Origin of the sequence: Streptomyces sp. NBC_01257 (assembly GCF_035917255.1) — a bacterium.
In the GTDB taxonomy this organism is placed as follows: Bacteria; Actinomycetota; Actinomycetes; order Streptomycetales; family Streptomycetaceae; genus Streptomyces.
In genome coordinates, this window is the sequence record NZ_CP108472.1 from 3,677,347 (window position 1) to 3,703,710 (window position 26,364).

At 71.8% G+C, this 26,364-nt stretch carries 27 protein-coding genes; 11 read left to right on the plus strand and 16 right to left on the minus strand.

Annotated elements, in window-relative coordinates; all coding sequences use genetic code 11:
* Positions 1-160 precede the first annotated feature (160 nt).
* Positions 161-700, plus strand: a complete 540-nt coding sequence (locus OG408_RS15560) for a GtrA family protein (protein WP_266779605.1) — start codon at positions 161-163, stop codon at positions 698-700.
* Positions 701-725: 25 nt separating this feature from the next.
* Here the strand turns inward: OG408_RS15560 and OG408_RS15565 are convergent, their stop codons facing one another.
* Both OG408_RS15565 and OG408_RS15570 read right to left on the minus strand, forming a co-directional pair.
* Positions 726-1,994, minus strand: coding sequence for an ATP-binding protein (locus OG408_RS15565; protein ID WP_266779607.1), 1,269 nt, complete (start codon positions 1,992-1,994; stop codon positions 726-728).
* Between the two features lie 15 nt (positions 1,995-2,009).
* On the minus strand, positions 2,010-2,687 hold the full coding sequence (locus OG408_RS15570) for a response regulator transcription factor (RefSeq protein WP_018524728.1): 678 nt from the start codon (positions 2,685-2,687) through the stop codon (positions 2,010-2,012).
* A gap of 419 nt (positions 2,688-3,106) precedes the next feature.
* Here OG408_RS15570 and OG408_RS15575 point away from each other — a divergent pair, with 419 nt between their 5' ends.
* Complete coding sequence (locus OG408_RS15575; RefSeq protein WP_326670388.1) at positions 3,107-4,603, plus strand: peptide MFS transporter; 1,497 nt, start codon at positions 3,107-3,109, stop codon at positions 4,601-4,603.
* Between the two features lie 79 nt (positions 4,604-4,682).
* On the opposite strand, the gene OG408_RS15580 is transcribed toward OG408_RS15575, so the two are convergent.
* The 6 genes from OG408_RS15580 to OG408_RS15605 all read right to left on the minus strand — a co-directional run bounded on the left by OG408_RS15580 (position 4,683) and on the right by OG408_RS15605 (position 10,318).
* Positions 4,683-6,035: a hypothetical protein gene (locus tag OG408_RS15580; RefSeq protein ID WP_266786203.1), complete on the minus strand. Its 1,353-nt coding sequence runs from the start codon at positions 6,033-6,035 to the stop codon at positions 4,683-4,685.
* A gap of 38 nt (positions 6,036-6,073) precedes the next feature.
* Positions 6,074-7,207, minus strand: coding sequence for a hypothetical protein (locus OG408_RS15585; protein WP_266779612.1), 1,134 nt, complete (start codon positions 7,205-7,207; stop codon positions 6,074-6,076).
* A gap of 17 nt (positions 7,208-7,224) precedes the next feature.
* Complete coding sequence (locus tag OG408_RS15590; protein WP_326670390.1) at positions 7,225-8,271, minus strand: COG1470 family protein; 1,047 nt, start codon at positions 8,269-8,271, stop codon at positions 7,225-7,227.
* A gap of 45 nt (positions 8,272-8,316) precedes the next feature.
* Positions 8,317-8,982, minus strand: a complete 666-nt coding sequence (locus tag OG408_RS15595; protein ID WP_266779616.1) for a peptidase — start codon at positions 8,980-8,982, stop codon at positions 8,317-8,319.
* A 192-nt stretch (positions 8,983-9,174) separates the two neighbouring features.
* Positions 9,175-9,723, minus strand: coding sequence for an ATP-binding protein (locus OG408_RS15600; RefSeq protein WP_326670393.1), 549 nt, complete (start codon positions 9,721-9,723; stop codon positions 9,175-9,177).
* Between the two features lie 226 nt (positions 9,724-9,949).
* Complete coding sequence (locus tag OG408_RS15605) at positions 9,950-10,318, minus strand: STAS domain-containing protein (RefSeq protein WP_285564910.1); 369 nt, start codon at positions 10,316-10,318, stop codon at positions 9,950-9,952.
* Positions 10,319-10,599: 281 nt separating this feature from the next.
* On the opposite strand from OG408_RS15605, the gene OG408_RS15610 reads away from it, so the two are divergent.
* Complete coding sequence (locus OG408_RS15610; protein ID WP_266786205.1) at positions 10,600-11,577, plus strand: RNA polymerase sigma factor SigF; 978 nt, start codon at positions 10,600-10,602, stop codon at positions 11,575-11,577.
* Positions 11,578-11,665: 88 nt separating this feature from the next.
* Here OG408_RS15610 and hutI read toward each other — a convergent pair whose 3' ends face one another.
* The 4 genes from hutI to hutU all read right to left on the minus strand — a co-directional run bounded on the left by hutI (position 11,666) and on the right by hutU (position 17,236).
* Positions 11,666-12,853, minus strand: coding sequence for an imidazolonepropionase (gene hutI, locus OG408_RS15615; protein ID WP_266779622.1), 1,188 nt, complete (start codon positions 12,851-12,853; stop codon positions 11,666-11,668).
* A 53-nt stretch (positions 12,854-12,906) separates the two neighbouring features.
* Positions 12,907-14,271 (minus strand): formimidoylglutamate deiminase, encoded by a 1,365-nt coding sequence (locus OG408_RS15620; RefSeq protein ID WP_326674545.1) that lies wholly within the window; start codon positions 14,269-14,271, stop codon positions 12,907-12,909.
* Positions 14,272-14,294: 23 nt separating this feature from the next.
* Positions 14,295-15,509: an allantoate amidohydrolase gene (locus tag OG408_RS15625; protein WP_326674547.1), complete on the minus strand. Its 1,215-nt coding sequence runs from the start codon at positions 15,507-15,509 to the stop codon at positions 14,295-14,297.
* Positions 15,510-15,574: 65 nt separating this feature from the next.
* Complete coding sequence (gene hutU, locus OG408_RS15630; RefSeq protein WP_266779624.1) at positions 15,575-17,236, minus strand: urocanate hydratase; 1,662 nt, start codon at positions 17,234-17,236, stop codon at positions 15,575-15,577.
* Between the two features lie 234 nt (positions 17,237-17,470).
* Here hutU and OG408_RS15635 point away from each other — a divergent pair, with 234 nt between their 5' ends.
* The 4 genes from OG408_RS15635 to OG408_RS15650 all read left to right on the plus strand — a co-directional run bounded on the left by OG408_RS15635 (position 17,471) and on the right by OG408_RS15650 (position 19,636).
* The gene (locus tag OG408_RS15635; protein ID WP_266779626.1) at positions 17,471-17,881 is read left to right on the plus strand and encodes a hypothetical protein; all 411 of its coding nucleotides are present in this window, start codon (positions 17,471-17,473) and stop codon (positions 17,879-17,881) included.
* Positions 17,878-18,675: a transcriptional regulator gene (locus OG408_RS15640; RefSeq protein WP_266779628.1), complete on the plus strand. Its 798-nt coding sequence runs from the start codon at positions 17,878-17,880 to the stop codon at positions 18,673-18,675. Before OG408_RS15635 ends, OG408_RS15640 begins: the two co-directional genes overlap by 4 nt.
* Positions 18,676-18,713: 38 nt before the next feature.
* On the plus strand, positions 18,714-19,184 hold the full coding sequence (locus tag OG408_RS15645) for a roadblock/LC7 domain-containing protein (RefSeq protein WP_266779630.1): 471 nt from the start codon (positions 18,714-18,716) through the stop codon (positions 19,182-19,184).
* A gap of 74 nt (positions 19,185-19,258) precedes the next feature.
* Complete coding sequence (locus tag OG408_RS15650; protein ID WP_266779632.1) at positions 19,259-19,636, plus strand: hypothetical protein; 378 nt, start codon at positions 19,259-19,261, stop codon at positions 19,634-19,636.
* 471 nt (positions 19,637-20,107) lie between these two features.
* On the opposite strand, the gene OG408_RS15655 is transcribed toward OG408_RS15650, so the two are convergent.
* Both OG408_RS15655 and OG408_RS15660 read right to left on the minus strand, forming a co-directional pair.
* The gene (locus tag OG408_RS15655; protein WP_266779634.1) at positions 20,108-20,953 is read right to left on the minus strand and encodes a MurR/RpiR family transcriptional regulator; all 846 of its coding nucleotides are present in this window, start codon (positions 20,951-20,953) and stop codon (positions 20,108-20,110) included.
* Positions 20,954-21,053: 100 nt separating this feature from the next.
* Positions 21,054-21,500, minus strand: a complete 447-nt coding sequence (locus OG408_RS15660; protein ID WP_266779636.1) for a MarR family winged helix-turn-helix transcriptional regulator — start codon at positions 21,498-21,500, stop codon at positions 21,054-21,056.
* 59 nt (positions 21,501-21,559) lie between these two features.
* On the opposite strand from OG408_RS15660, the gene OG408_RS15665 reads away from it, so the two are divergent.
* The 3 genes from OG408_RS15665 (at position 21,560) to OG408_RS15675 (ending at position 22,758) form a co-directional block, all read left to right on the plus strand.
* Positions 21,560-21,943, plus strand: coding sequence for a hypothetical protein (locus tag OG408_RS15665; RefSeq protein WP_326670399.1), 384 nt, complete (start codon positions 21,560-21,562; stop codon positions 21,941-21,943).
* Complete coding sequence (locus OG408_RS15670; protein ID WP_326670400.1) at positions 21,940-22,269, plus strand: YrdB family protein; 330 nt, start codon at positions 21,940-21,942, stop codon at positions 22,267-22,269. Before OG408_RS15665 ends, OG408_RS15670 begins: the two co-directional genes overlap by 4 nt.
* A gap of 63 nt (positions 22,270-22,332) precedes the next feature.
* Positions 22,333-22,758 carry a hypothetical protein gene (locus OG408_RS15675; protein WP_266779642.1) on the plus strand — a complete coding sequence of 142 codons (426 nt, stop codon included), beginning with the start codon at positions 22,333-22,335 and terminating at the stop codon, positions 22,756-22,758.
* 20 nt (positions 22,759-22,778) lie between these two features.
* Here the strand turns inward: OG408_RS15675 and OG408_RS15680 are convergent, their stop codons facing one another.
* Positions 22,779-23,540, minus strand: coding sequence for an SDR family oxidoreductase (locus OG408_RS15680; RefSeq protein ID WP_285564917.1), 762 nt, complete (start codon positions 23,538-23,540; stop codon positions 22,779-22,781).
* 150 nt (positions 23,541-23,690) lie between these two features.
* On the opposite strand from OG408_RS15680, the gene OG408_RS15685 reads away from it, so the two are divergent.
* The gene (locus OG408_RS15685) at positions 23,691-24,566 is read left to right on the plus strand and encodes a helix-turn-helix transcriptional regulator (RefSeq protein WP_326670403.1); all 876 of its coding nucleotides are present in this window, start codon (positions 23,691-23,693) and stop codon (positions 24,564-24,566) included.
* A gap of 263 nt (positions 24,567-24,829) precedes the next feature.
* Here the strand turns inward: OG408_RS15685 and OG408_RS15690 are convergent, their stop codons facing one another.
* The gene (locus OG408_RS15690) at positions 24,830-26,242 is read right to left on the minus strand and encodes a cystathionine beta-synthase (RefSeq protein WP_266779648.1); all 1,413 of its coding nucleotides are present in this window, start codon (positions 26,240-26,242) and stop codon (positions 24,830-24,832) included.
* Between the last annotated feature and the right edge of the window lie 122 nt (positions 26,243-26,364).

Consider the following 26,364-nt stretch of genomic DNA (forward strand, 5'->3'; position numbering starts at 1 on the left):
ATGCCCCGGGGGCCCGGGGAGCGGGCACCCGGCCGGGTGGCGGGTGTCACAGCCTCGCCACACCTCCACCGGTACTCACGGGCAGCCGACGGGCGGCCTGGTTAGCATGGCTGGGTTGACGGAACCTGGAGCCGAACCGACAGACGGGCTAGCGATCACCATGAGCGAACGGGGCGCACTGCGGGCCCGGCTGGATCTGCTGGCCCGGGAGGTCGCCAAGTTCGGCGTCGTCGGCGCGATCGGCCTGGTCGTCAATATCGCCGTATCCAACCTGCTGTGGCGGTACACGGACATCCCGACGGTGCGGGCGGGTCTGCTGGCGACGTTCGTCGCGATCCTCTGCAACTACGTCGGCTTCCGCTACTGGACGTACCGGGACCGCGACAAGAGCGGCCGGACCCGGGAGCTGACGCTGTTCCTGCTGTTCAGCGCGGTGGGTGCGGTCATCGAGACCGGTGTGCTGTACGCGGCGACCTACGGCTTCGGTTGGAACAGCCCGGTGCAGAGCAATGTCTTCAAGATCATCGGCATCGGCATCGCGACGCTGTTCCGCTTCTGGTCCTACCGGACGTGGGTCTTCCGGGCGCTGCCTGACAAAGAGCCGGTGCTGAGCCCGGACGACTTCGTGCAGCAGGGGCGGGGCACGACCGTTCCCGCGCCCGCGGTCCGGGTCGAGGCCGCCGATCCGGCCCGGCGCTAGGACTTCCCCACCGGACCGCCCCCGGTCACCTCACCGGGCGTTCCGGTTCTTTTCTGTTCTGGGCCACCTGGCTGCTGAGGAACAGCGCGAAGACCGGCGGCTGCTGCTGGAGCAGTTCGAGGCGGCCGCCGTCCGCCTCCGCCAGGTCGCGGGCGACCGCGAGGCCGATGCCCGTCGAGTTGCGGCCGCTGATGGTCCGCTCGAAGATCCGCGCGCCCAGGTCCGCGGGGACCCCGGGGCCCTCGTCCGTCACCTCGATGACCGCCTGGTTCCCGGTGACCCGGGTGCGCAGCGCGACCGTGCCGCCGCCGTGCATGAGCGAGTTCTCGATCAGCGCGGCCAGCACCTGCGCGACCGCGCCGGGCGTGCCGACGGCGCTCAGTCCGTGCTTGCCGGAGCAGACGATGGCCCGTCCCTCGCTCCGGTAGGCCGGGCGCCACTCCTCGATCTGCTGCTTGACGATCTCGTCGAGGTCGAAGACGACGGCGGAGCCGGTCCGCGGGTCCCGGGCGTTGGTCAGCAGCCGCTGGACCACGTCCGTGAGGCGCTCGACCTGGGTGAGGGCGATGTTCGCCTCCTCCTTCACCGTCTCCGGGTCGTCGGTCACCGAGATCTCCTCGATGCGCATGGAGAGGGCGGTGAGCGGCGTACGGAGCTGGTGGGAGGCGTCGGCGGCGAGCCGGCGCTCCGCGGTCAGCATCCGGGCGATCCGTTCGGCGGAGGAGTCCAGGACGTCGGCGACCCGGTCCAGCTCCGGCACCCCGTACCGCTTGTGGCGCGGGCGCGGGTCGCCCGAGCCCAGGCGTTCCGCGGTCTCGGCGAGGTCGGTGAGCGGGGAGGCCAGCTTGTTGGCCTGGCGTACGGCGAGGAGCACGGCGGAGACGATGGCCAGCAGCGCCACCGCGCCGATGATCATCAGGGTGCGGCCGACCTCACGGGTGACGGCGGAGCGGGACTCCTCGACGGTGACCTTCTCGCCGTGCTCGCCCTCCTCCGTGGCGCTGATCACGCTGCCGCCCGGGCGGTCGCCGACCTCGATGGGGGCGCGGCCGGGCATCTTGACCAGGGCGTAGCGCTTGTCGTCGATCTGTTCGGCCAGCACTCCGGGGTTGATCCGCTCGGCACCCAGGAGGCGGCTCTCGATGACACTGATCAGCCGCAGCGCCTCGGAGTCGACGCTCTCCTGGGCGCTGCTGCTGATGGTGCGGGTCTCCACGATGACGAGGGAGACGCCGAAGACGGCGATCACCACGAGCACCACGGCGAGGGTGGAGTTGATCAGTCTTCGGCGCATGACTGCTTCTGTACGTCAGCTCTTCTCGAAGCGGAAGCCGACGCCCCGGACCGTGGCGATGTAGCGGGGATTGGCGGCGTCGTCCCCGAGCTTCTTGCGGAGCCAGGAGATGTGCATGTCGAGGGTCTTGGTGGAGGACCACCAGGTGGTGTCCCAGACCTCGCGCATCAGCTGGTCGCGGGTGACGACCCGGCCGGCGTCCCGGACCAGGACCCGCAGCAGGTCGAACTCCTTGGCGGTGAGCTGGAGTTCCTCGTCGCCCATCCAGGCGCGGTGCGACTCGACGTCGATCCTGACGCCGTGGGTGGCGGGCTGCGGGGCGGGCTCGGTGGCGCCGCGGCGCAGCAGGGCCCGGACCCGGGCCAGGAGCTCGGCCAGCCGGAAGGGCTTGGTGACGTAGTCGTCGGCGCCGGCGTCGAGGCCGACGACCGTGTCCACCTCGTCGGCGCGGGCGGTCAGCACCAGGACCGGCACGGTGTGGCCCTCGGCACGGAGCCTGCGGGCGACTTCGAGGCCGTCCATCCCGGGCAGCCCCAGGTCCAGCACGACCAGGTCGATGCCGCCCTGGAGGCCGGCGTCGAGCGCGGTCGGACCGTCTTCGCGGACCTCGACCTCGTAACCCTCCCGACGCAGGGCACGAGCCAGTGGCTCCGAGATGGATGCGTCGTCCTCGGCGAGCAGTACACGGGTCATGCAGTGATGGTAGTCCGCGTGGACGACAACGAGTGAGGTGATCCAGAAGCCCTGCGGGTCTGCGCCCCGCTCGCACCCGGACCTTCGAATGTGGGAGTGTGTCCGCTCCTGGACCTGTGATCCATGTCTCAAGTCCTTTCATATCCCGCTCAGTCGTGTCGTATGGTGTTTCAACGCCTGTTGCACTACTCAAGGACCCTTGGGCAGCTCTTAACGCCGAGGGTCTCTTCTGTGTGCGGGGCCGGTACCCGCCGGCCCGGAAGTCCAGTGAATGACCTGTGGGCCGGGCCCGTACGCCGACGAGGGCGGAACGGGTGTGGATCCCGACGCGGTGGGCGTACCCGCGTCGGTGCCGGCCTCCCCCCACCGGGCGCGTACCGCTCACGAGGCGACGCGTCCCGACCAAGCAAGGATCGATCATGGCGTCCAGCCTGACGAAGGACCCGGCGAGCACCGCGGGCGGCGAGAAGACGTTCTTCGGCCACCCCCGCGGCCTGGCCACGCTCTTCATGACCGAGATGTGGGAGCGGTACAGCTTCTACGGCATGAAGGCGCTGCTCCCGCTCTACCTGATCGCGCCCGGTGGCATGCACATGAGCGCCACCACCGCGACGGCGATCTACTCCGTCTACATGGCGATGGTCTACCTGCTCGCCATGCCCGGCGGCTGGATGGCCGACCGCTTCTGGGGGCCGCGCAAGACGGTCGCCATCGGCGGCGGCGTGGTCATCCTGGGCCACATCACGCTCGCCGTGCCCAACTCCGCGACGTTCTTCGCGGGGCTCGTGCTCGTCGCGCTCGGTTCCGGCCTGCTGAAGGCCAACATCTCCACGATGGTCGGCCACCTCTACAAGGGCCCGGAGGATCCGCGCCGTGACGGCGGCTTCACGCTGTTCTACATCGGCATCAACATCGGCGCCTTCCTCGCCCCGCTGACCATCGGCACCGTCGGCGAGAACGTGAACTGGCACTTCGGCTTCGCGCTCGCCGCGATCGGCATGGCGCTGGGCCTCGCCCAGTTCATGCTCGGCACCCGCCACCTGAGCCCGGAGAGCGATGTCGTCTCCACCCCGGCGACGGAGCAGGAGAAGCGCTCCGTCCTGCGCAAGGGTCTGGTCTGGCTGATCGTCGCGGGCGTCTTCTACACCCTGCTCGCCGTCACCGGTAACTTCGCCGACTGGGCGCTGCTGCCGATCACCGTCGCCGGCCTGATCATCCCGGTCGCCGTGCTGGTGCGCATGAAGCGCGACAAGGAACTGACGACCACCGAGCAGTCCAAGCTGTCGGGCTACATCTGGTTCTTCGTGGTCGCCGCCGTCTTCTGGATGATCTACGACCAGAACGGCTCGACCCTGTCGATCTTCGGCGAGAACTCGACGACGAACACCCTGTTCGGCTTCGACTTCCCGACGTCCTGGTACCAGTCGCTGAACCCGGTCTTCATCATGGCGATCGCCCCCGTGGTCGCCTCGGGCTGGCTGTGGCTGAACAAGCGCGGCAAGGAGCCGAGCACCGCCGTCAAGTTCGCCTCCAGCCTCGTGCTGATCGGCATCTCGTTCGTGGTCTTCATGATCCCGCTGATCGACACCGCCGCCAACGGCGGCCGGGTCAGCCCGATGTGGCTGGTGGCGATCTACTTCATCCAGACGGTCGCCGAGCTCTGCCTCTCCCCGGTCGGCCTGTCGGTCACCACGAAGATGGCTCCGGCGAAGTACAGCTCCCAGATGATGGGTGTCTGGTTCCTCGCGGTCACCGCGGGCGACTCGGTGACCGGTCTGCTCACCTCCCCGCAGCTCGGCGTCGACCTGAACACCACGGGGGCGGTCGCCTTCGAGGCGGTCCTCGCGGTCATCGCCGGTGTCGGCATCTGGATGTACCGCAGGAAGGTCACCCAGCACATGAGCGACGCGGGCTGACCCTCCCGTTCCGCGCGCAGGGGCCGCCGCACCGTTTCCACGGTGCGGCGGCCCCTTCCGTGTGCGTACGCGCCTCAGCTCACCGGCCGGTGCGCAGCCTGCGCCACGGGGTGAACGTGAACACGGCGCCGCCCAGCAGGATCGCCGTGCCGGCGACCAGGCCGAGTGCGCGCAGGGACCCGTTGTCCTCGGCCCCGGTGGCCGCGAGCCCGCCGGAGGCCGTGCCGCCGCCCGCCGCCGCCGCTCCGCCGGAGCCCGCGGTGTCACCGCCCGACGCGCCGCCCTGCTGGGCGGTGGTGTCGAGTTCGAGGGACGCCTTCGTGGCGCCCTTGACCGTGCACGGGATGTTGATCTTCGAGGCGCCCAGCGTGACGTCGATCGTCAGGGTGCCGGGAGTCAGGGTCGACTTGCCGGAGGCGCCCGGCTTGTACGTCCCGGTCATGTCGGGCAGGTCGACGGGCTTGCCCGTCTTCAGGGGCTCCGGGTTGCCGGGCCCGGTGACCTTCACCGAACCCTTGTCGGCGCCGCCGACCACGATCTGCATGGACGGCTTGAGCGCACCGGCCGGCAGGTCCGCGGGGCTGTTCATGACGCCCTTGGCGGTCTTGACCGTGAGCCCGTAGCTGCCGCCGCTCTTCTTCGCGTTGATCGTCACCTTGCCCGCGATGTCCGGCGGACCCGGCGACTTGCAGGTGAAGTTGACGGCGACCTCCTTGCCCGGGAAGTCGGTGGCGCCGCCGCTGCCGCCGGAGGCCGTACCGCCGGAGGTGGTGCCACCGGCCGTCGTGCCGCCCGAGGTGGTGCCGCCCGAGGTGGTGGTGCCGCCCGCGGTGGTTCCGCCGGCCGTCGTGCCACCGGCCGTGGTGCCGCCCGCCGTGGTGCCGCCCGCGGTCGTTCCCCCGGCCGTCGTGCCGCCGGTGGTGCCGCCGCCGTCCGTGACCTTGATCGTCGCGCCCGGCTGGACCGTCTCCTTCGGGGAGCACTTGGTGTCGGTGGAGATCGGCTTGGAGACGTTGATGGTGTACCCGTCGGGCGTCAGCGTCAGATCACCCGCCTTCTCCAGCTTCAGCGAGCCCTTCATGTCCGGCAGGATCATCGGGCTGTTCTTGGGGATCGCCGGGTTCTGCCGCGGGCCCTCCATCTTCAGGTCGCCGGTGGCGGCGCCGCCCAGCTTGATCGTGCCGGTCGGCTTGACGGTGTCCTTGTCGAGGTCGAGGACGTCGGGGTTGTTGGAGGCGGCCTGGACCGTCTTCCACACGACCTCGACGGTGTCCCCGACCTTCGCCTCGGCGGGCGCGGTCAGCTGCACCTTGGTGGTGCCCTGTACGGCCGGCAGTCCGGAGATGGCCGGGGGTATGCACTCCGTCTTGTACGAGATGTCGGCGGCCTGGGCCGGGCTCGCGGCCAGCAGCATGCCCGCCCCGCCGATCATCATCGCGACTCCCGCCGCGACCGTCCTGCGTTGCGTACTCACGAATGTCCCTTCGTCGTCGGGCTGTGCTCTGACGGTGCGGAATCAGGGGTGAACCACGGCAGTGCGGCCGTGGTGGTATCGGGGCCCGTGGCGGGCGCGGGACCGGTGGCCTGCGCCGGTGCGCGCCGCAGCTTCGGGAGTCTCACGCTCACGCCGGCGCGCGGGGACGGCCCCCGCCTGCGCCGGCCCGCCGCGTGCGCGGTGCGCGGCCGTACCTTGTCGACGACCGCCATGCCGATACGGAAGACGGCCGCGGGCACGACGAGGCAGAGCAGGATCCAGAAGAGCGTCACGCCCCAGGGGCGGCCGACTCCCCACGGCTGCTCGGCCAGCACCTTCGTGCCGTACTTCAGTGAGATCTGGTAGTCGCCGTGGGCGCCGGCCGTCAGCTCGACGGGCAGTTCGATACGCGCCTTGCGGCCGGGCTCGACGGTCCCGCGCCACTGCCGTTCCTCCCACTGCGCGGCGAAGACGCCGTGTGCGGTCCCGACCTGGAAGACCGGGTCCTTGACCGGGGCGGAGCCCAGATTGCCGACCGTGAAGACGAGCCGGCGGGACGGCGGGGCGCCGAACCAGGTGAGGATGGAGCTGTCGCCCTCCAGGCGGGTGGCGGCGAGGACGGCGAGCTTCCCGTCGCCCGTCTGCTTCGGCAGGGCGGCGACCGGATGGCCCGCGACCACGAACACCGCGTCCGCGAGGGACTGTTCGCCGGTGACCGTGGCGACGTGGACCACGCAGGGGCACGGCACCGGCGGCTCGGCGACCGGCAGCTTCTTGGCGAAGGCGCCCTTCTTGTCGGTGGTGACGGCGCGGCCGTCCGCGTTGGCGCAGGAGTTGGTGCCGCCGATCACGCCGCGCGCGGGGGTGGACTGCCCGCAGACCAGCATCATGAGCAGGGTGCCGGGCCGCCAGCCCGTGCCCCGGACGGTGACCTCGCCGCCCTTGCCCGCCTGCTTCTGCGAGAGCGTGACCACCGGTTTCGGGTCGGCCGCGCTCCGGGCCGCCGCCCCGGCCCCGGTCGCGGTCAGCAGCAGGGCGGGCAGGAGCGCGGCCAGCAGGACGGCGCCCAGGACGGCCGCCCTGCCCCGGCCGTCGTTCCTGGATGGAGCAGGTCCGGTCCGTCGAGTCACGCTTCCCGTCCGTCCTGTCACGATTCCGCTCCCGCCTTCACCAAGTGCCTCTCGTCGGAGTGCTGTCGAAGTTCCGCGGCCGGGGCCGCCCCGTCGTCGCCGGGTGCGCCGCGCCGGGCGGCCCGCCTGCGCCGGATGCCGTACACGGCCGCGGCGCCGGCCACCAGGAGCAGGAGCGCGCCGCCGGTCACGGGCGCCCAGGGGACGAAGGCCGCCGACGCGGTCGCCTCGGCGTGCGCCCCGCCCGCCGCCGTGACGCTCAGCCGTACGGTGACGGAGTCCAGGGCCGGGGCGTCCCGCCACGGCTCGGTGAGCCTCACCCGCTGACCGGGCAGCAGCTCCACCGGAAGGGTGCGGGCGTCGCGCCTGAACAGGGCGCCGAACAGCCCGTCCGCGCTGACGGACAGGCGGGGCACGAGGACCGCGTTGCCCCGGTTGACCAGCGTGTAGTGGATGGTCCGGCCGGACACCGCCACGTCCTCCACCGTGAGCGCCGCCAGCGTCGGACCGCCGACCCGCAGCTGGACCCGTACGCCCACCGAGCGGCCGCCGCTCTCGGCGACGATCGCGCCGGGGTGGTCGCCGGGCACCGCGTCCTGGGGCACGGTGAAGGAGACGGGCACGTCGGCACGGGTCCGGCCGGGCACGGTCACCTCGGTGCTCGCCGTCCGGAGCCAGGCCCCGGTCCCGGTGGAGCCGTGTGCGCCGCGCACCGCGAATCCGCCGCTCCCCGTGTTGTACGCGTCGGCGCCGCGCAGCCGTACCGTGACCGGCTTCGGCCCCGGGTTGCTGAGCGAGAGCCGGTCCTGGAGGACGCTGCCGGGCAGGCCCTCCAGGTAGAAGTACGGTCTGCCCTCGTCCCGGCCCGGGCCGTTCGCCGCGGGCTGCGCCGTCCACGCCGGACCGGTGGGGTGCTCGGTGGCCCCGGCCGCCGGCGCCGTGGCGGCGGTGCACCACAGGACGGCGAGCAGGGTCAGGACGAGCGCCGGACGCCGCACGGCGGACGGCGGTCCGACGGCGGGCCCCGGGGCGGGGCGGATGGCGTGACCGGTCAACGGCGGCATGGGCGGCTCCCTGGTGCGTGACGGCGGCTGCGGCTCTCGCGGGGGTCAGCCCGTGGCCCGCTGCCCGCGCCTGGTCAGCCACAGCACTCCGGCCGCACCGGTCAGCAGCACCGTGCCGCCGAGGGTGCCGAGCGCCACCGCCGAGTCCAGCGGTCCGGTCTTGGGCAGCGAGTCGTTGGTGTCCGGCGCGCTCGCGGCGCCGCCGGCCGCGGTGACGTCGAGGGAGAGCGAGGGCCCCGGGTTGTTCGACGGGGTGCAGGTCGTCGTCGTACCGAGCGCCTTGATGGTGAGCACTCCGGCGGTGAAGTCGACCTTGCCGCTCTTCTTCGGGGTGTACGTCCCCGAAAGGTCGTTGATCTTGATGGGGCTGTTGGCGGGGATCGCCGTGGAGTTGGCCGGTCCGGAGACGCTGACCTGTCCCGGGTCGGCGCCGCCCACCTTGATCACCGCACTGGGGTTCATCGCTCCCTTGCCCAGCTCGACCGGGCTGGAGGAGACACCCTTCTGGAAGGACATGGTGAGCTTGTAGCCGCCGCCGCTCTTCACGCTCTTGATGTCGATCGGCGACACGGCGGCCTTGTCGCCGATCGGGGTCTTGCACTGGTAGTTGACGTCGACGACCGTCGCGTGGGCGGCGGGCGCGGCCATCAGCACCACCGCACCCGCAAGCCCGGACGCCAGCGCGAGAGCTGTTCGCTTCTGGTACGACACCTCGAGTTCCCCTCATGCCGGGAGTCGCCGCGCGCCGCTTCGTGCGGCACAAATAACTGACGACACATCAGATTGGGCGCTCAAGGTACGCCCGGGGCCTTGTGGAGGGAAGACAAAGAGCGCGCCGGATCGGCGCGCTCTTCAAGGGGCGTACGGGCCCAGGGGGACGAGCAGGGGAAACCCGCCCGGGGGCTACACGGGGGCGGCCAGTTCCGCCCAGACGGTCTTGCCGGGCTCGCCGGGCACCCGGACGACTCCCCAGTCCAGGCAGAGCCGCTGCACGATGAACATGCCGTGGCCGCCGGGCCGGCCGGCCCGGTGCGGGGTGCGGGGCGCGGGCTGGCCCGCTCCGCCGTCGGCGACCTCCACCCGCAGCGCCTTCGACGAGCGGGCGATGCGCAGCTCGTCGGGACCGTCCGCGTGCAGACACGCGTTGGTGACCAGCTCGGAGACGACCAGCAGGACGTCCTCGGCGGCGGCGCGGCGGTCGGCGGAGGCGGCGGGCAGCCAGCCCCAGTCGTGGAGCGCCTGGCGGGCGAAATCGCGGGCCGTCGGCACGATGCCGCTGACCTGCCGCAGGGACAGCGTGCGCCACTGCCGCTCCGCGGACTCCACCTGCCCGGAGGAGGGAGCGCCGACGCCCGCGTCCGCGCGGATGCCCGCATCGGCGCGTGCGCCAACCCCAGCGCCCTCCGGCTCGCGGCCGAGGTCGCCCGGCGGATGCTGCCGGGTGGTGCCCATCAGCGCTTCACCTCACCGATTCACCATGTCGCCATTGAACAGATACAGATACGAATACTGGTACGGAAACCGATACGAATACCGGAGGGACACGACGTGCGCCGGTCGCCGGGGCTCGCCGGGGTGTCTCCTGCCCGGCCGAATCGTGACAACACCCACTTCGGCTACGCGGATCGCGTGACACGGGCAACAGCTGGGGCGCCCGGGGCATCGAAACGCGTCACGATCAGGTTTCCAGGGCCTCTTCGAGGGAGTCGTGGACGGTGAATACCGCCTCGGCCCCGGTGATCTCGAAGACCCGCGCCACCACCGGCAGCATTCCGGCCAAATGGACCCCTCCCCCGGCCGCCTCCGCCTTGAGGCGGGCACCGAGCAGCACGTTCAGCCCGGTGGAATCACAGAATTCGAGTTGCGAGCAGTCGACGACCAGGCGCACGCGCCCCTGCTCGACCGCGTGCTCCAAGGGCTCGCGCAGGAGGTCCGCCGTGTGGTGATCGAGCTCACCCACAGGCGTCACCACCTCACTGCGCCCCTCTGTCCGGGCCCCGACCTGAAGCCGGCCCCGGTTCGCACTGCCGACCGTCCCGCGGTCCATGCCCGATCCCTCTTCGCTCGTCACTGTCCGCATCAATGTGCATGCAGATGCGTTGCAGCTGTCGCTGACGTCTCTAAAACAGTACGCGTTCTGTGCGCCACGCGGTAGCCGAAGACCTCAACAAAGCGGACATATGGCGTCAATTGGCGCTTGTAACGACCCGCACGGACCGGGTAAGGGTAGGGGGACACCCAAAACACGGCCGGCTTCGGAGGCGCCGCTTCACCGCAGGAACACGTATGGGCATCGGCAGCCATATGCCGAGAACGATGGAGGAGACCATGTCACCCCGGCTCGACGAACCGCGTACCCACAACGCGACGTCGGCATGTCCTCAGGGACTGACCGAATCAGACTCCCCTGCTGCGGCCGTCCTGGACGGCACGCGCAACAGCACCACCAGCAGTGGCAGTGACACCAGCAGTACCGAAGACGACCACGGCGTGACCGACGGCCTCGAGGGACTCCCCGAGATCCCGCCCTACGCCGAAGTGGGCCCGCTGGACGCCAGGGCCCTGTCGAAGACGCTCTTCGCCCGGCTCGAATCCCTCGAAGAGGGCACGTACGAGTACTCCTACGTACGGAACACGCTCGTCGAGCTGAACCTGGCCCTGGTCAAGTTCGCCGCCTCCCGGTTCCGCTCGCGCAGCGAGCCGATGGAGGACATCATCCAGGTCGGCACCATCGGCCTGATCAAGGCGATCGACCGCTTCGAGCTCAGCCGGGGCGTCGAGTTCCCGACCTTCGCCATGCCGACCATCATCGGCGAGATCAAGCGCTTCTTCCGCGACACCAGCTGGTCCGTGCGCGTCCCGCGCCGCCTGCAGGAGCTGCGGCTCGACCTGGCCAAGGCGGGCGACGAGCTCGCCCAGCAGCTGGACCGCGCGCCCACCGTGGGCGAGCTCGCCGACCGCCTGGGCATCAGCCACGACGAGGTCGTCGAGGGCATGGCCGCGAGCAACGCGTACACCGCGAGCTCGCTGGACGCCAAGCCCGAGGAGGACGAGAACGAGGGCGCGCTGGCCGACCGGATCGGCTACGAGGACCACGGTCTCGAAGGCATCGAGTACGTCGAGTCCCTGAAGCCGCTGATCGCCGCGCTGCCGGGACGCGACCGCACGATCCTCTCGCTCCGGTTCGTCGCCAACATGACGCAGTCGGAGATCGGTGAGGAGCTCGGCATCTCGCAGATGCACGTGTCGCGGCTGCTCTCCCGCACCCTGGTCAAGCTCCGCAAGGGACTGACCCTGGACGAATGAGCGGGCACCCGCAACCCGCTTGCGAGGACTGCCGGATCAAGGACCTGCCCCGTCGAGGGGCAGGTCCTTCCGCGTTCAGCGGGCCCGGTCAGCCACTGTGCGGTGCCACGGCGCGCTCGCCGCGCCGCCAGACCTCGTGGACCAGCGGTACACCCGGCCGGTAGGCGAGGTGGACATGGCTGGGGGCGTCGAGGACCACCAGGTCGGCGCGGGCACCGGGGGCGATCCGGCCGATGTCGTCGCGGCGCAGGGCGGCCGCGCCGCCGGCCGTGGCGGACCAGAGCGCCTCGTCGGGGGTCATCCCCATGTCGCGGACGGCGAGGGCGATGCAGAAGGGCATCGACGAGGTGAACGACGAGCCCGGGTTGCAGTCCGTGGAGAGCGCGACGGTGGCGCCCGCGCCGAGGAGGCGGCGGGCGTCGGGCCAGACGGCCCGGGTGGAGAACTCGGCGCCGGGGAGCAGGGTCGCGACGGTCCGCGACTGGGCCAGCGCGTCGACGTCGGCGTCGGTGAGGTGCGTGCAGTGGTCGGCGGACGCGGCATCGAGCTCGACGGCGAGCTGGACACCGGGACCGTGCCCGAGCTGGTTGGCGTGCACCCGGGGGTGCAACCCCTTGGCGCGGCCCGCGGTCAGGATCGCCCGCGCCTGGTCGCCGTCGAAGGCGCCCTTCTCGCAGAACACGTCGATCCAACGGGCGTACGGGGCACAGGCGTCGAGCATCGGGCCGGTGACCAGGCCGACGTATCCGGCCGGGTCGTCGGCGTAGTCCGGGGAGACGATGTGGGCGCCGAGGAAGGTGACCTCGTCGGTGTGGCGGGCCGCGATGCGCAGCGCGCGGGCCTCGTCCTCGACGGTGAGGCCGTAGCCGGACTTGGTCTCGAAGGTCGTGGTGCCCTGGCGCAGCGCCTCGGCGAGGTAGCGCGCGACGTTGGCGGAGAGCTCGTCGTCGGTGGCGGCGCGGGTGGCGGCGACGGTGGTCCTGATCCCGCCTGCGCTGTAGGCGCGGCCGGACATGCGGGCGTTGAACTCCTGGGTGCGGTCGCCCGCGAAGACGAGGTGGGAGTGGGAGTCGACGAAACCGGGGATCACGGCCCGGCCGCCCGCGTCGACGGCGTTGTCAGTGGCGGGTGCTTTGCTTGATTCACCGGTCCAGACGACCCGGTCGCCCTCGATGACGACGGCCGCGTCCTGGATCAGTCCGAGGGGGGAACCGTCACCGAGGGAGGGGTCGTTGGTGACCAGTGCGGAGATGTGGGTGAGGGCGGTCGTCGTCATCGGGGGGCTGCTCTCCTTGCGGGTGGGCGGTGCGGGGGTCTGCGTCCCGCTGCTCAGCGGTGCAGGGCCGCGACGGCTGTGGCGAGCGCCCGGGGGACGTCGGCGACCAGCTCGTGATGTCCGTCGCGCACGATGTGCCGGCCCGCGACCACCGTGTGGCGCACATCGGCCGCGGAAGCGGCGAATACGGCGGTCTCCGCTGCCAGCCTGGGCACCGGCCCCGCGGTCCTGACGGAGTCCAGGGCGATCGTCACCAGGTCGGCGGGGGCGCCGGGTTCGAGCGTTCCCGCCTCCGGCCGGCCGAGCGCGGCGTGGCCGTCGGCGGAGGCGGCGCGCAGCAGTGCGGCGGCCGTCCAGTGGCCGCGGGTCCGGGTGCGCAGGCGTTCGTTGAGCTCCATCGCGCGCGCCTCCTCGAAGAGGTCGATCACGGCGTGGCTGTCGCTGCCCAGCGAGAGCGGCGAGCCGGCCCGCTGGAGGGCGACGGCGGGGCCGATGCCGTCGGCCAGGTCGCGTTCGGTGGTGGGGCACATGCAGGTGCCGGTGGCCGTCGAGCCGATGAGCTCGATGTCCTCGGCGGTGAGGTGCGTGTTGTGGACGCCGGTGGTGCGCGGTCCGAGGACCCCGTGGTCGGCGAGGAGCCGGGTGGGGGTGCGGCCGTGGGCGGCGAGACAGGCGTCGTTCTCCGCGGTCTGTTCGGAGAGGTGGACATGGAGCGGTGCCTGCCGCTGGTCGGCCCACTGGGCGACGGTGGCGAGCTGGTCGGCGGGGACGGCCCGCACCGAGTGGATCGCGGCGCCGATCAGGGTGTGCTCGTCGCCCTTGAGGAGGGAGGCGCGCTCGGCCCAGGCGTCGGCGGTGGTGTCCGAGAAGCGCTGCTGGTGCCGGTCGGGCGCCTGGTACTGGGAGGGCCGGCGGCCGAATCCGGCGGCGAGGTAGGCGGTGTCCAGCAGGGTGATCCGGATGCCGGCCTCGCGGGCGGCCGCGATCAGGGCCTCCCCCATCGCGTTCGGGTTGTCGTAGGGGACGCCGCCCGGCGCGTGGTGCAGATAGTGGAACTCACCGACCGCGGTGATGCCCGCCAGTGCCATCTCGGCGTACACGGCACGGGCCAGTTCGTAGTACGTGTCGGGGGTGAGCCGGGACGCGACCTGGTACATGATCTCGCGCCAGGTCCAGAAGGTGCCGGAGCCGACCTGGACGGTGGAGCGCAGGGCGCGGTGGAAGGCGTGCGAGTGGGCGTTGGCGAGCCCGGGCAGGGTGAGCCCGCGCAGCACGGTCGCGCCCGGCGGCGGCGCCTCGACGCCGGTCCGCACCCCGGCGATCCGTCCGCCGGCCACCTCCAGGACGACACCCGGCTCGACATGGGTGCCGAGCCAGGCATGGGCCAGCCAGTACGTCACGGCACCGGGCCTGCTCATGGGCTCCGTCGTCAGCTCCGTCGTCAGCGGCACGCGAGACCTTCCAGTACGTCGGCGAGTGCGATCACCCCGGCCACGCAGTCGTCCTCGGCGGCGTGTTCGGCCGGCGAGTGCGAGATCCCGGTGGGGTTCCGTACGAACAGCATGGCGGTTGGCACCGAAGCGGACAAAATACCCGCGTCGTGTCCCGCTCCGGTGCCGAGCACGGGCACGTCGCGCCCGGTGTCCCGGACGGCGGAGCCCTTCAGGAGCGCCCCCAGCTCGTCGCGCAGGGCGTGCTGGAACTCCACGACGGGCGTGAACGACTCCCGTACGACGTCGAGGTCGATGCCGGCCCGCTCCGCGTGGTCCCGGGCGGCGCGTTCGATGCCGGCGACGACGGTGTCCAGGGTGTCCTGGTCGGCGGCGCGGGAGTCGAGCCAGCCGCGCACGAGGGAGGGGATCGCGTTGACCCCGTTCGGCTCGACGGCGATCTTGCCGAAGGTGGCCAGGGCGCCGGCCAGTTCCGCCTCCCGGCGGGCGGCGAGCACGGTCTCGGCGTACGTGAGCATCGGGTCGCGGCGGTCGGCGAGCCGGGTGGTGCCCGCGTGGTTGGCCTCGCCGCGGAAGTCGAACCGCCAGCGTCCGTGCGGCCAGATCGCGGAGGCGATGCCGACCGGGTCCCCGGACAGGTCGAGCGCGCGCCCCTGCTCGACATGGAGCTCGACGAACGCGCCGATACGGGCGAGCCGCGCGGGGTCGGGTCCGATGGCGTCGGGGTCGTACCCGGCCGCCTCCATGGCCTGCGGCAGGGTGACGCCGTCGCCGTCGCGCAGCCGGTGCGCGGCCTCGACGGTCAGCTGCCCGGCGGCGAGCCGGGAGCCGACACAGGCCAGACCGAAGCGCGCGCCTTCCTCGTCACCGAAGTTGGTGATGGCCAGCGGCCGGGTGAACTCCACTCCCCTGCGGCGGAGTTCATCGAGCGCGGCGAAGGAGGAGACGACGCCGAGCGGCCCGTCGAAGGCCCCGCCGTCCGGGACGGAGTCGAGGTGCGAGCCGGTGACGACGGCGTCCCCGGCCAGCGGGTCGCCGAGCCAGGCCCACTGGTTGCCGTTGCGGTCGGTCTCCAGGACCAGCCCGCGCGCCTCGGCCTGCGCCCGGAACCAGGCGCGGCAGTCGGCGTCGGCGGCGGTCCAGGAGTAGCGCCGGTACCCGCCGCTTTCCGGGTGCCGCCCGAGCGGCGCCAGCTCCCGCCACATGTCCTGGAACGAGGGCTGCGGGCCGCCGCCCGGCCGTCCGCCCGCCGCCGCGGAGCCCGGAGCCGTCACGCCTCGCCCTCCGCCATCGGCACCCGGACACCCTTGTCGGCCGCCACGGAGTCCGCGATGTCGTACCCGGCGTCCACATGCCGGATGACGCCCATGCCCGGGTCGTTGGTCAGCACCCGGCGGATCTTCTCGCCCGCCAGCTTCGTACCGTCGGCGACGGTCACCTGGCCGGCGTGCAGGGAGCGGCCCATGCCGACCCCGCCGCCGTGGTGGATGGAGACCCAGGAGGCTCCCGAGGCGACGTTGACCATCGCGTTCAGCAGCGGCCAGTCGGCGATCGCGTCGGAGCCGTCGAGCATGGCCTCGGTCTCGCGGTACGGGGAGGCCACGGAACCGCAGTCCAGGTGGTCGCGCCCGATCGCCAGCGGCGCGGCGAGCTCGCCGCTCGCCACCATGTCGTTGAACCGCTCGCCGGCCCGGTCCCGCTCGCCGTAGCCGAGCCAGCAGATGCGGGCGGGCAGTCCCTGGAAGTGGACGCGCTCGCCGGCCATCTTGATCCAGCGGTGCAGCGACTCGTTCTCCGGGAAGAGCTCCAGCATCGCCTTGTCGGTCTTGTGGATGTCGGACGCCTCACCAGACAGGGCGGCCCAGCGGAACGGGCCCTTCCCCTCGCAGAACAGCGGCCGGATGTACGCGGGCACGAAGCCGGGGAAGTCGAAGGCCCGCTCGTACCCGGCGAGTTGAGCCTCGCCGCGGATCGAGTTGCCGTAGTCGAAGACCTCCGCGCCCGCGTCCATGAAGCCGACCATCGCCTCGACGTGCCGGGCCATCGACTCGCGGGCGCGCTGGGTGAAGTCTGCGGGCTTCTCGGTGGCGTAGTCGGCCATGTCGTCGAAGTCGACTCCGAGCGGGAGGTAGGCCAGCGGGTCGTGCGCGCTCGTCTGGTCGGTGACGATGTCGACCGGGGCGCCCTCGGCGAGCATCCGGGGCAGCAGCTCCGCCGCGTTGCCGAGCAGCCCGATCGACAGAGGCCTGCGCGCGTCCCGCGCCTCGGTGGCAAGCTGGAGGGCGTGCTCCAGGTTGTCGGCCTTCACATCCAGGAAGCGGTGCTCGATACGGCGCTCGATGGCGCGCGGGTCGCAGTCGATACAGATCGCGACGCCGTCGTTCATCGTGACGGCGAGCGGCTGGGCGCCGCCCATGCCGCCGAGCCCGGCGGTCAGCGTGATCGTCCCGGCCAGCGTGCCGCCGAACTTCTTCGCGGCGACCGCGGCGAACGTCTCGTACGTGCCCTGGAGGATGCCCTGGGTACCGATGTAGATCCACGATCCGGCGGTCATCTGGCCGTACATGGTGAGCCCGAGCGCCTCCAGGCGGCGGAACTCCTCCCAGTTCGCCCAGTCGCCGACCAGGTTGGAGTTGGCGATCAGGACCCGGGGAGCCCACTCGTGCGTCTGCATGACGCCGACCGGCCGCCCCGACTGGACGAGCATCGTCTCGTCCTGCTTGAGCGTCTGCAGCGTGCGGACCATCGCGTCGAACGAGCGCCAGTCGCGGGCCGCCTTGCCCGTGCCGCCGTAGACGACGAGCTTGTCGGGGTGTTCGGCGACCTCGGGGTCGAGGTTGTTCTGCAGCATGCGCAGGGCGGCTTCCTGCTGCCATCCCAGGGTGCTCAGTCCGGTACCGCGCGGTGCCCGTACGGGGCGGGGTCCTGACATGACAGATGCCTCCTCGCGACTGTGAATTTTCTATTCACATCTTGGTTGCCTGAATAGCTTCAGTCAACAGGGCGGGACGGGAGACCTCCGGACCGGCCACCTCCGGTTCCGTGGCGGGGCATTCTCCCCAACCTCGCGCATGTACCAATGGAAAATGCCAGAACCTCCACCTGGCGTGAGCACGTTGCGTAACCTCGGGGTCACAGCCGCACGCACCGTCGGAGGGGAGTCCGCGTGCCCGGAATCGACGAGTGCCTGCTCGATGTCATGAGACTGCCCGGTGCCCGTGGTGCCGCCGTGGTCGACTGGACGAGCGGTCTCGCCCTCGGCACCATCGGCGACTCGCCCAACGGCGATCACGAGGCCACCGCGGCGGAGACGGCGGAGGTGGCCCGCATGGCCGCCGAGCAGCCCGCCTTCGCGTCCGCCTCGCCCGAGCCCTCAGGCACCGAAGCCGAGGCGATACCTGCCCCGGTCGAGGACGTCATCGTCACCACCCGCGCCGGCTACCACATCCTCCGGTTCGTCGAGACGGACTTCGACAGCAGCGTCTTCCTCCACCTGTGGCTGGACCGCGCGGAGGGAAACCTGGCCCTGGCCCGGATACGGCTGGGCGAGATGGCCGAGCGGCTGGTCCTGGCATGAGTGCGGCAGCCCCCTCGACCGCCCCCGGCCCGGCAGGTGTCCTCTCACCCATGCTCCAGCGCCTCGCCTCCGAACGCGCCACCGGCGCCCTGATGCGCGACCGCGGCACCCTCTACCTCGCCGACGGCAAGGTGGTGCACGCCGAGAGCCCGGCCACCCCCGGCATCGACGTCCTGCTCACCCGGGGCGGTGCGCTCCGCCGCGAGGGCTGGTGGGACGCGGTCGCCCAGGCCGGTGCCGGGCAGCGAGTCGGCCGCTACCTCGTCGACAGCGGCCGGGTGCCCGGCGGCGCGCTGGAACTGTGCCATCTGGGCGCCCTGTACGACGCGGCGTTCTTCGCCCTCGCCCCGACCCGGACCCCGGCCCGCTTCCGCTACGGGGTCGCGCACTGGATCGGCCCGGTCCGCCCCGTCCCCGTGGACGCCGTGCAGCGCGAGACGCTCCGGCGCCGGGAGTTACTGGACCGGATCTGGCCCGAAGCGGTCACCGACAGCGCCCCGCTGGTGCGGACCGGCCAGGCGGCCGACTCCCCCGTGCCGCCGCGCCAGCGCCGCGTGCTGGAGCGCGTGAACGGGGTGCGTACGGCCACGGACATCGCGCAGGAGCTGGGCAGGTCCGCGTTCCACACCCTGGTCGACCTGCGCCGGCTGGCAGCCGCCGGACTGGTCGCGGCGGTACGCGAGGCGACGGACACCGCCGCCACCGCCGCCGGCCGGATCACGCTCCCCGAGGTCACGGCCGACCCCGACGTCGCCCTGTTGCGCCGGCTCCGAGACGCATTGGAGGCCCTGTGATACGCGCGCTCAGACAGCGTGCCGGGAGGAGACAGCTGATGGTGCCCGAGGCCGAAGTGCAGGATGTCCTGGCCGAGCTCCAGCGGTTACGGGCACGGGTTCCGCTCCTCTCCGGCGCCCTGGCGGCCAGCACCGACGGCCTCGTCCTGGCCCACGACACCCCGGGCGTCGAGGCGGAGGGCGTCGCCGCCCTGACCGCGGCCGCGCTCGGCGTCGCGATCCGGATGACGGACGCGACCGGCCGGGGCGGCTTCCGCGAACTCCTCGTCCGCGGCGAGTCCGGCTACATCGCGACGTACGCGGCAGGCTCCTCGGCCGTCCTGACCCTCCTCGCCGAGGACCGGATCAACGTCGGCCGGCTCCATCTGGAGGGCCGCAGGTCCGGCTCCCGGATCGGCGAGCTCGTCGACACCGCCCTGGAACGCGCCCCGCAGCCGGCTCCCGGCCCGCGCGCCCCGGCGCCACGCACCCCCCAACAGCCGGGACCGCTCCCGCACCGCACGACATGACCCCGCACGAACCCGGCAGCACCCAGAAACGGAACCGGTCCACCCGACCGGTCAGGGAAAGGAAACGAGCACTCATGGCGAACACCGAAGCGTCACTGAAGGAAGCGATGTCGTCCATCGAGGGCACCACCGGTGTCGCCCTCGTGGACTACACGAGCGGCATGGCCCTGGGCACCCTCGGCGGCGGCAAGGAATTCAACCTGGAGGTCGCGGCGGCGGGCAACACCGACGTCGTACGCGCCAAGCTCCGCACCATGGAGCACCTCGGGATCCAGGACGAGATCGAGGACATCCTGATCACCCTGGGCAGCCAGTACCACCTGATCCGGCTCCTCAAGACCGCCCGTGGCAGCAACGGCCTGTTCCTCTACCTCGTCCTGGACGCGAGCCGCGCCAACCTGGCCATGGCCCGCCACCAGCTGAAGAAGATCGAGGCGGACCTGGACGTCTGAGCGGGGTCCTTGTGGTGCGGGGGTCCGTCCTCAATCGCCGGACGGGCTTTTGTGCGGGTCCCCCGCGGGGTGCGCCTTTGTCCGGTGGGTGGGGGTGGGGGCCCTCCGGGGCGTCTCCTCAAAAACTGGCGTGGCAACCGGAGACGTTGCGGGGGCCGGGTATTACGCCATTTTTCTGCGGGGACCCCCCTGCACGCCCCCACCCACTCTCACGTACGTCTGAACACCGACGAAACGACTGCCGCAGACGCAAGGCGGCCGGGTCCGGGGCCGTGCAGGGGAGTCCCCGCAGGACGACGAACGCATACCGGGGTCGCTCGCGTGGGACTGGAAACGTTCGTCGTTTGAGGAGACGCCCCGGAGGGGCCCCGGACCCCCACCCACCGGACAAGGGCGAACCGGCGGGGGACCCGCACCCAAGCCCGTCCGGCGATTGAGGACGGAACCCCGCACCACGGACGAGGAGCAACGTCACTCGATGAACAGGCCCCGGGCCACCGCCCCCGCGTCGAACTCCTCCAGGCGGGCCTGCGCTTCGGGGAGGCTGTCGCACATGGCCTCCAGCAGGACCCGGCCGAGGAGCATCGGCGCGCACGCGGTGTCGAAGGCGAGCCCGGTCCCTACGGCGGCCGGGATCAGCAGGTCGCTGTGGCGGGCCACGGGGGCGAAGGCGGAGTCGGCGACCGACACGACGGTCAGCCCCTGGTTCCGCGCGTAGCCGAGGGCGTCCACGACCTCGCGGGGGTGGCGCGGCAGCGCGAAGCAGATCAGGGCCGTGGCCCCGGCACGCCGGGCCGCGTCGATCCGGTCGTGCAGCATGCTGCCGCCCTCGTCGAGCACCCGGACGTCGGGGTGCACCTTGGCGGCGAAGTAGCCGAAGCCCCGCGCCTGCGAGGACGCGGCGCGCAGCCCGAGCACGGGCAGCGGGCGTGAGGCGGCGAGCAGCCGGCCGGCCCGTTCGACGGGGCCCGGGTCGGCGAGCAGTTCGGCGAGGTGGCGCAGGTTCTCGATCTCGCCGAGTACGGCCTGCTGGTACTCGTTGTACGTGTCCTCCGCTGCGCCGTCGGCCGCTCCGGCCGGGGCGACCTCGCGCAGGTGCTTGCGCAGTGCGGGGTAGCCGTCGAACCCGAGGGCGACGGCGAAGCGGGTGACGGAGGGCTGGCTGACCCCGGCCAGTTCGGCCAGTTCGACGCTGGAGAGGAACGGCGCGTCGCCGGCCCTGCGCACCATCGAGTGCGCGATGCGGCGCTGGGTGGGTGTGAGCCTGCGCCCCTCGAACAGCTGTTGCAACCGCGCGGCCGGGCTGCTCCCGCTCATCCTGTCCCCTCGGTAGACCGTGCGCGCCGAGACCGGCACCGACGGATCCATTCAGCCAGCAAGGCGTCTGCATGTCCATATGCAGTCGCCTGTCGCGCGGCTATCCGGGCAGACCGGCCCGCTCGGCGAGCACGGCGAGGGTCTCGCGCAGCCGGTCCCGGAAGGCGTCGTCGAGGCCGGCCGTCAGCTCCTCGTCGATGGCGCTCGCCGTCGACGTGCAGATGCCGAGCAGTTCACGGCCCCGGTCGGTGAGGGTGAGGATCTGGCGGCGCCGGTCGCCGGGGTCGCGCTCCCGGCCGACCGCGCCGAGTTCCTCCAGGTGATCGGCGAGGCCCACGACCAGGCTGGGGGTGACCCGCATGGTGCGGGCGATCTCCTGCTGCGAGGCGGCGGCACCACTGGCCAGCAGGGCCATCAGCCCGGCGTGCTTGGGCTTGAGCCCGTGCGCGGCGATCCGTTCGGCGAACAGCTCGGCGGTGATCGCGCCGACCGTGCCGAGCCGGAAGCTCACGGTGTCGGTCAGCTTGTCCCGCTTGACATCCTTCACGCGTCGCACCATATCATCGGGTAATAATTCAGAGTCTTAATGATTCACGAGGTGACGAGATGCGACGTTCCCTGACCGTCCTCAACGCGGCCTTGGCGGCCGGTTCGGCGGCCGCGGCCGTGATCGGAGTGGTGCGCCCCGCGCTCCTGCTCCCGCCCGGCACCGAGCCGACGGCCGGGCTGCGGGTCTACGCGGAGGCGTACGCGGTCCGCGCCGTCCCGCTCGCCGCCGCACTGGGGTACCTGCTGCGCGGGGAGCGGCGCGGGCTCGTCCCGGTCCTCGCGGTGGCGGGCGCGGCGCAGCTCGGCGACGCGTGCATCGGGATCACCCGGGGGATCCCCGGCATGGCGGTCGGCGGGACGCTCTCGGCGGGCGTCCACCTCGCCTCCGCCTGGTGGCTGACCCGCCGTACCGGGGCAGCCGCCCTCGGGAGCGCGGCATGAAGTCGCTCAACCTGCTGATCGTCTTCCTGTCGGAGCTGGCCGTCATCGGGTCCGTCGCCACCTGGGGCTTCGCCCTCGGCACGGGGTGGATACCGCGGCTGATCGCCGGCATCGGCGGGCCGGTCCTGATGATCGCGCTGTGGTGGCTGTTCGGCGCGCCCGACGCACCCCACAAGGTGCACGGCGCGGCGCGGGTGGTCTTCGAGACCGGCTGGTTCGGCGCGGGTGCCGTGGCCCTGGCGCTGGCCGGGTACGCCGTTCCGGCCCTGGTCCTCGCCCTCGTCATGGCCGCCTCCAAGGGCCTCGCCGTGGCCTGGCACCAGTAGGCCCCCGAAAAACGGGGGGTTAGCCCCACTGACCCGGCCGCCCCCGGTTCGTACCGTAGGACCATGGACGCACCCGACACCGAGCTCAAGAAGGAGCTCAACGCCACCCTCCAGGCCCGCGGCGAGCTGGGGTCCGAGTACGAGTCCGCGCTCGTCGAGTCGTTTCTGGAGAAGGTCGAGCAGCGGCTCGACAGCACGCTGGACCGGCGGGTCCGGCGCCATCTCGCCGAACAACAGATCGTCGTCGCCCGTGGGGCGCGCTCCCCGGAGCCGGCGATGGGGCATTTCGGTGAGCGCTTCGGATTCGCGATCATCTCGCTGGTCCTGGCGATCCCGCTGTCCGCCATCGGGGTGGCGAACGCGGGGCTCGCGGGGCTCGTCGTGGCGTGGCTCGGCATCGTCGGGGTCAACGCCTTCCAGGCGGGCCACGCAGGGCGGCTGTTCCGGCGGCGCGAGCAGCGGCGTACGGAATCCGACTGGGAGGACTGAGCGGGTCCGTACGGCGGGGCTCATGCCTGACGGGTCGGCAGGACGACCATCTGGCGCAGGTTGATGTGGCGTGCCCGGCTGGTCGTGTAGGCGATCAGATCGGCGATCTCGTCGCTCGACAGCCCGCCGAGCGCGTCGAACATGCCGTCGAGCTGGCCGCTCAGTTCGGCGTTGTCGACGTGGCCGGCCAGTTCCGAGTCCGTGAGGCCCGGCTCGATGTTCGTCACCCGGACGTCGCGCGGGCCCAGTTCGGTGCGCAGTGACGCCGAGAGGTAGCTGAGCGCGGCCTTCGTCGCGCCGTACACCGCGTAGTTGGGGAACGTGATGTGCGCGCCGATCGACGAGATGTTGACCAGGTCGGCGGTGCGTCCCTCGGCGGCGGCCGCCACCAGGTCGGCGGTGAAGGCCCGGATGACGCGCAGGGCGCCCGCCACGTTGGTGTCGAGCATCCGCTGCCACTCGTCGGTGCGGCCCGCGTCCACGGGGTTGGGCAGCATCACACCGGCCGCGTTGACCACCAGGTCCACCCGGCCGAACTCCGCGTGGATCCGCTCGGCGGCGGCGTCCACGGATGCCTGGTCGGTGACGTCGGTGACCACGGCGAGCGCCCGGCCGCCGTCGGCGGTGATCTTGCCGGCCAGTTCCTCCAGCCGCTCCGCGCGGCGGGCCAGCAGCGCCACGCTGACGCCCTGGGCGGCGAGCAGCCGGGCGGTGGCGTTCCCCATGCCGCTGGCGGCTCCGGTGATGACGGCGGTGCGGCCTGCGAGCGTTCCGTACGACATGTGCGTGCTCCTCGGTGTGCGGTGCCGCCGGGACGTCCGCCCGGCGTTGACCCCACTGTGCGGCGGCGCGCGACGGCTACCCAGGGGGGCGTCCTTCCTGGGTCCGGCAGTACCAGGCTGGGCGGCGGCGGGTCTTCTACGATCGGCGGCATGGACGGCGACCTCGGAGACTTCCTCCGCTCACGACGCGCACGTATCCAGCCCGAGGACGTGGGGCTCAACTCCTACGGGCGCAGGCGCGTCCCCGGGCTCAGGCGCGAGGAGGTCGCGCAACTCGCGGGCGTCAGCGTCGACTACTACATCCGGCTGGAACAGGGGCGCGGCCCCAGCGTCTCGGACGCCGTGCTCGACGCGATAGCCCGGGTGCTCCGGCTGGACGGGACGGAGCACGCCTACCTGCGCACGGTGGCCCGCCCCGCGGCGCGCAAGGCGGCGCCTTCCGCCGCGCAGCGGGTGCGGCCGGGGCTGCGGCTGCTCCTGGACACGCTCGACCGGGCGCCCGCCTTCGTGCTGGGCCGCCGGATGGACGTACTGGCGTGGAACGCGCTGGCCGACGCGCTCGTCGGCTTCTCCCGGATGGCCGCCGGTGAGCGCAACATGCCGCGCCAGACGTTCCTGGAGCCGGCGGCGCGGGAGCTGTACCCGGACTGGCCGGCGGTGGCGGCGGAGACGGTCGCGTATCTGCGACTGGACGCCGGACTGCACCCCGACGACAAGCAGCTCGCCACCCTGGTCGGGGAGTTGTCGATGAAGAGCGAGGAGTTCCGCCGGCTGTGGGCGGACCACCAGGTGAAGGCGAAGACGTACGGCGTGAAGCGGATCGACCACCCGGTCGTGGGCGGGCTGACGCTCCCGTACGAGACGCTCGGGGTGCCGGGTGATCCGGGCCAGTCGCTGGTGGTCTACACCCCGGAGCCCGGTTCGGAGACCGCCGAGCGCGTCGCGCTGCTGGCGAGCTGGGCGGCCGCGCCGCGGGCGGACGACGGGGAGGAGAGGGCCGGGGACACCCCGGGTCTCCGCGCATAGATGTATCGCGGGGACCGCCGCACCCCCGGTTTCCCAGGGGGCGGGACGACGGCGGTCCCCGCGAGGGACGCGGTCCGGGTCAGGGCCGGTCTCCGCATCCGGGCGACGGTGGAGGTCCGGGAGCCGCTCCGTAGTCCGTGTCGCCGTACTCGGTGCCGGCGGGTTTCCCTGCCGACACCCACTAATCTGCCCGAGCCGTGTTAAGCCGGTGCTGCGGGTACGTGTCGCGCTCGTACCGTTTTCGCGAAGCCCGCGCTCCCGCCCTACGGCGTGACGGTGGCGGCCGTCGCGTCCTTGGCGAGGAACGCCAGCAGGTCCTGGCGGCTGACGACGCCCTTGGGCTTGCCCTCCACCAGCACGATCGCCGCGTCCGCGGCCCCCGTACCGCCGAGCACGGCCATCAGGTCCTCGACCGGTTCGCCGGAGCCGACCTGCGGCAGCGGCGGGGACATGTGCTTCTCCAGCGGGTCGGAGAGCGAGGCGCGCTGGGCGAAGAGCGCGTTGAGCAGTTCGCGCTCGACGACCGAGCCGATGACCTCGGCGGCCATCACGTCCGGGTGGCCCGCGCCGGGCTTCACGATCGGCATCTGGGAGACGCCGTACTCGCGGAGCACGTCGATCGCCTCGCCGACGGTCTCCTCCGGGTGCATGTGGACGAGCGTCGGGATCGGGCCCGCCTTGTAGTCGAGGACGTCCGCGACCCGGGCGGAGGGGCCGGTGTCCTCCAGGAAGCCGTAGTCGGCCATCCACTCGTCGTTGAAGATCTTCGACAGGTAGCCGCGGCCGCTGTCCGGCAGCAGGACGACGACCACGTCGTCGGGTCCGAGCCGCTTCGCGACCTCCAGGGCGCCCACGACCGCCATACCGCAGGAACCTCCGACGAGCAGCCCCTCCTCCTTGGCGAGCCTGCGGGTCATCTGGAAGGAGTCCTTGTCGGACACGGCGACGATCTCGTCCGTGACCGTCCGGTCGTACGCCGACGGCCAGAAGTCCTCACCGACGCCCTCGACCAGATACGGCCGGCCGGAGCCGCCGGAGTAGACCGAGCCCTCCGGGTCCGCGCCGATCACCTGGACGGCGCCGCCGCTGGCCTCCTTCAGATAGCGGCCGGTGCCGCTGATGGTGCCGCCGGTGCCGACCCCCGCGACGAAGTGGGTGATCTTCCCCTCCGTCTGCTCCCACAGCTCGGGACCGGTGGTCTCGTAGTGCGAGCGCGGGTTGTTGGGGTTCGAGTACTGGTCGGGCTTCCAGGCGCCCGGCGTCTCACGGACCAGCCGGTCCGAGACGTTGTAGTACGAGTCCGGGTGCTCGGGGTCGACGGCCGTCGGGCAGACGACGACCTCGGCACCGTAGGCGCGCAGTACGTTGATCTTGTCCGTGGACACCTTGTCCGGGCAGACGAAGATGCACTTGTAGCCCTTCTGCTGCGCGACGATCGCCAGGCCGACGCCCGTGTTGCCGCTGGTCGGCTCGACGATCGTGCCGCCGGGCAGCAGCTCGCCGCTCTGTTCGGCGGCCTCGATCATGCGCAGGGCGATCCGGTCCTTGACCGAACCGCCGGGGTTGAAGTACTCGACCTTGGCCAGGACCGTCGCCTGGATGCCGGCCGTGACACTGCGCAGCCTCACCAGCGGGGTATTGCCTACGAGACTGATCATCGAATCGTGGAATTGCACCGTGTACTCCGGGGTCTCCGAGATGGTGCGGCAAGAGTATGCGTACGGGCACGAGATTGGGCGAAGCGATTGAACGACGGTCACTTGGGGGCAGTTAGCTCTGTGTACGGCGGTACGGCAGC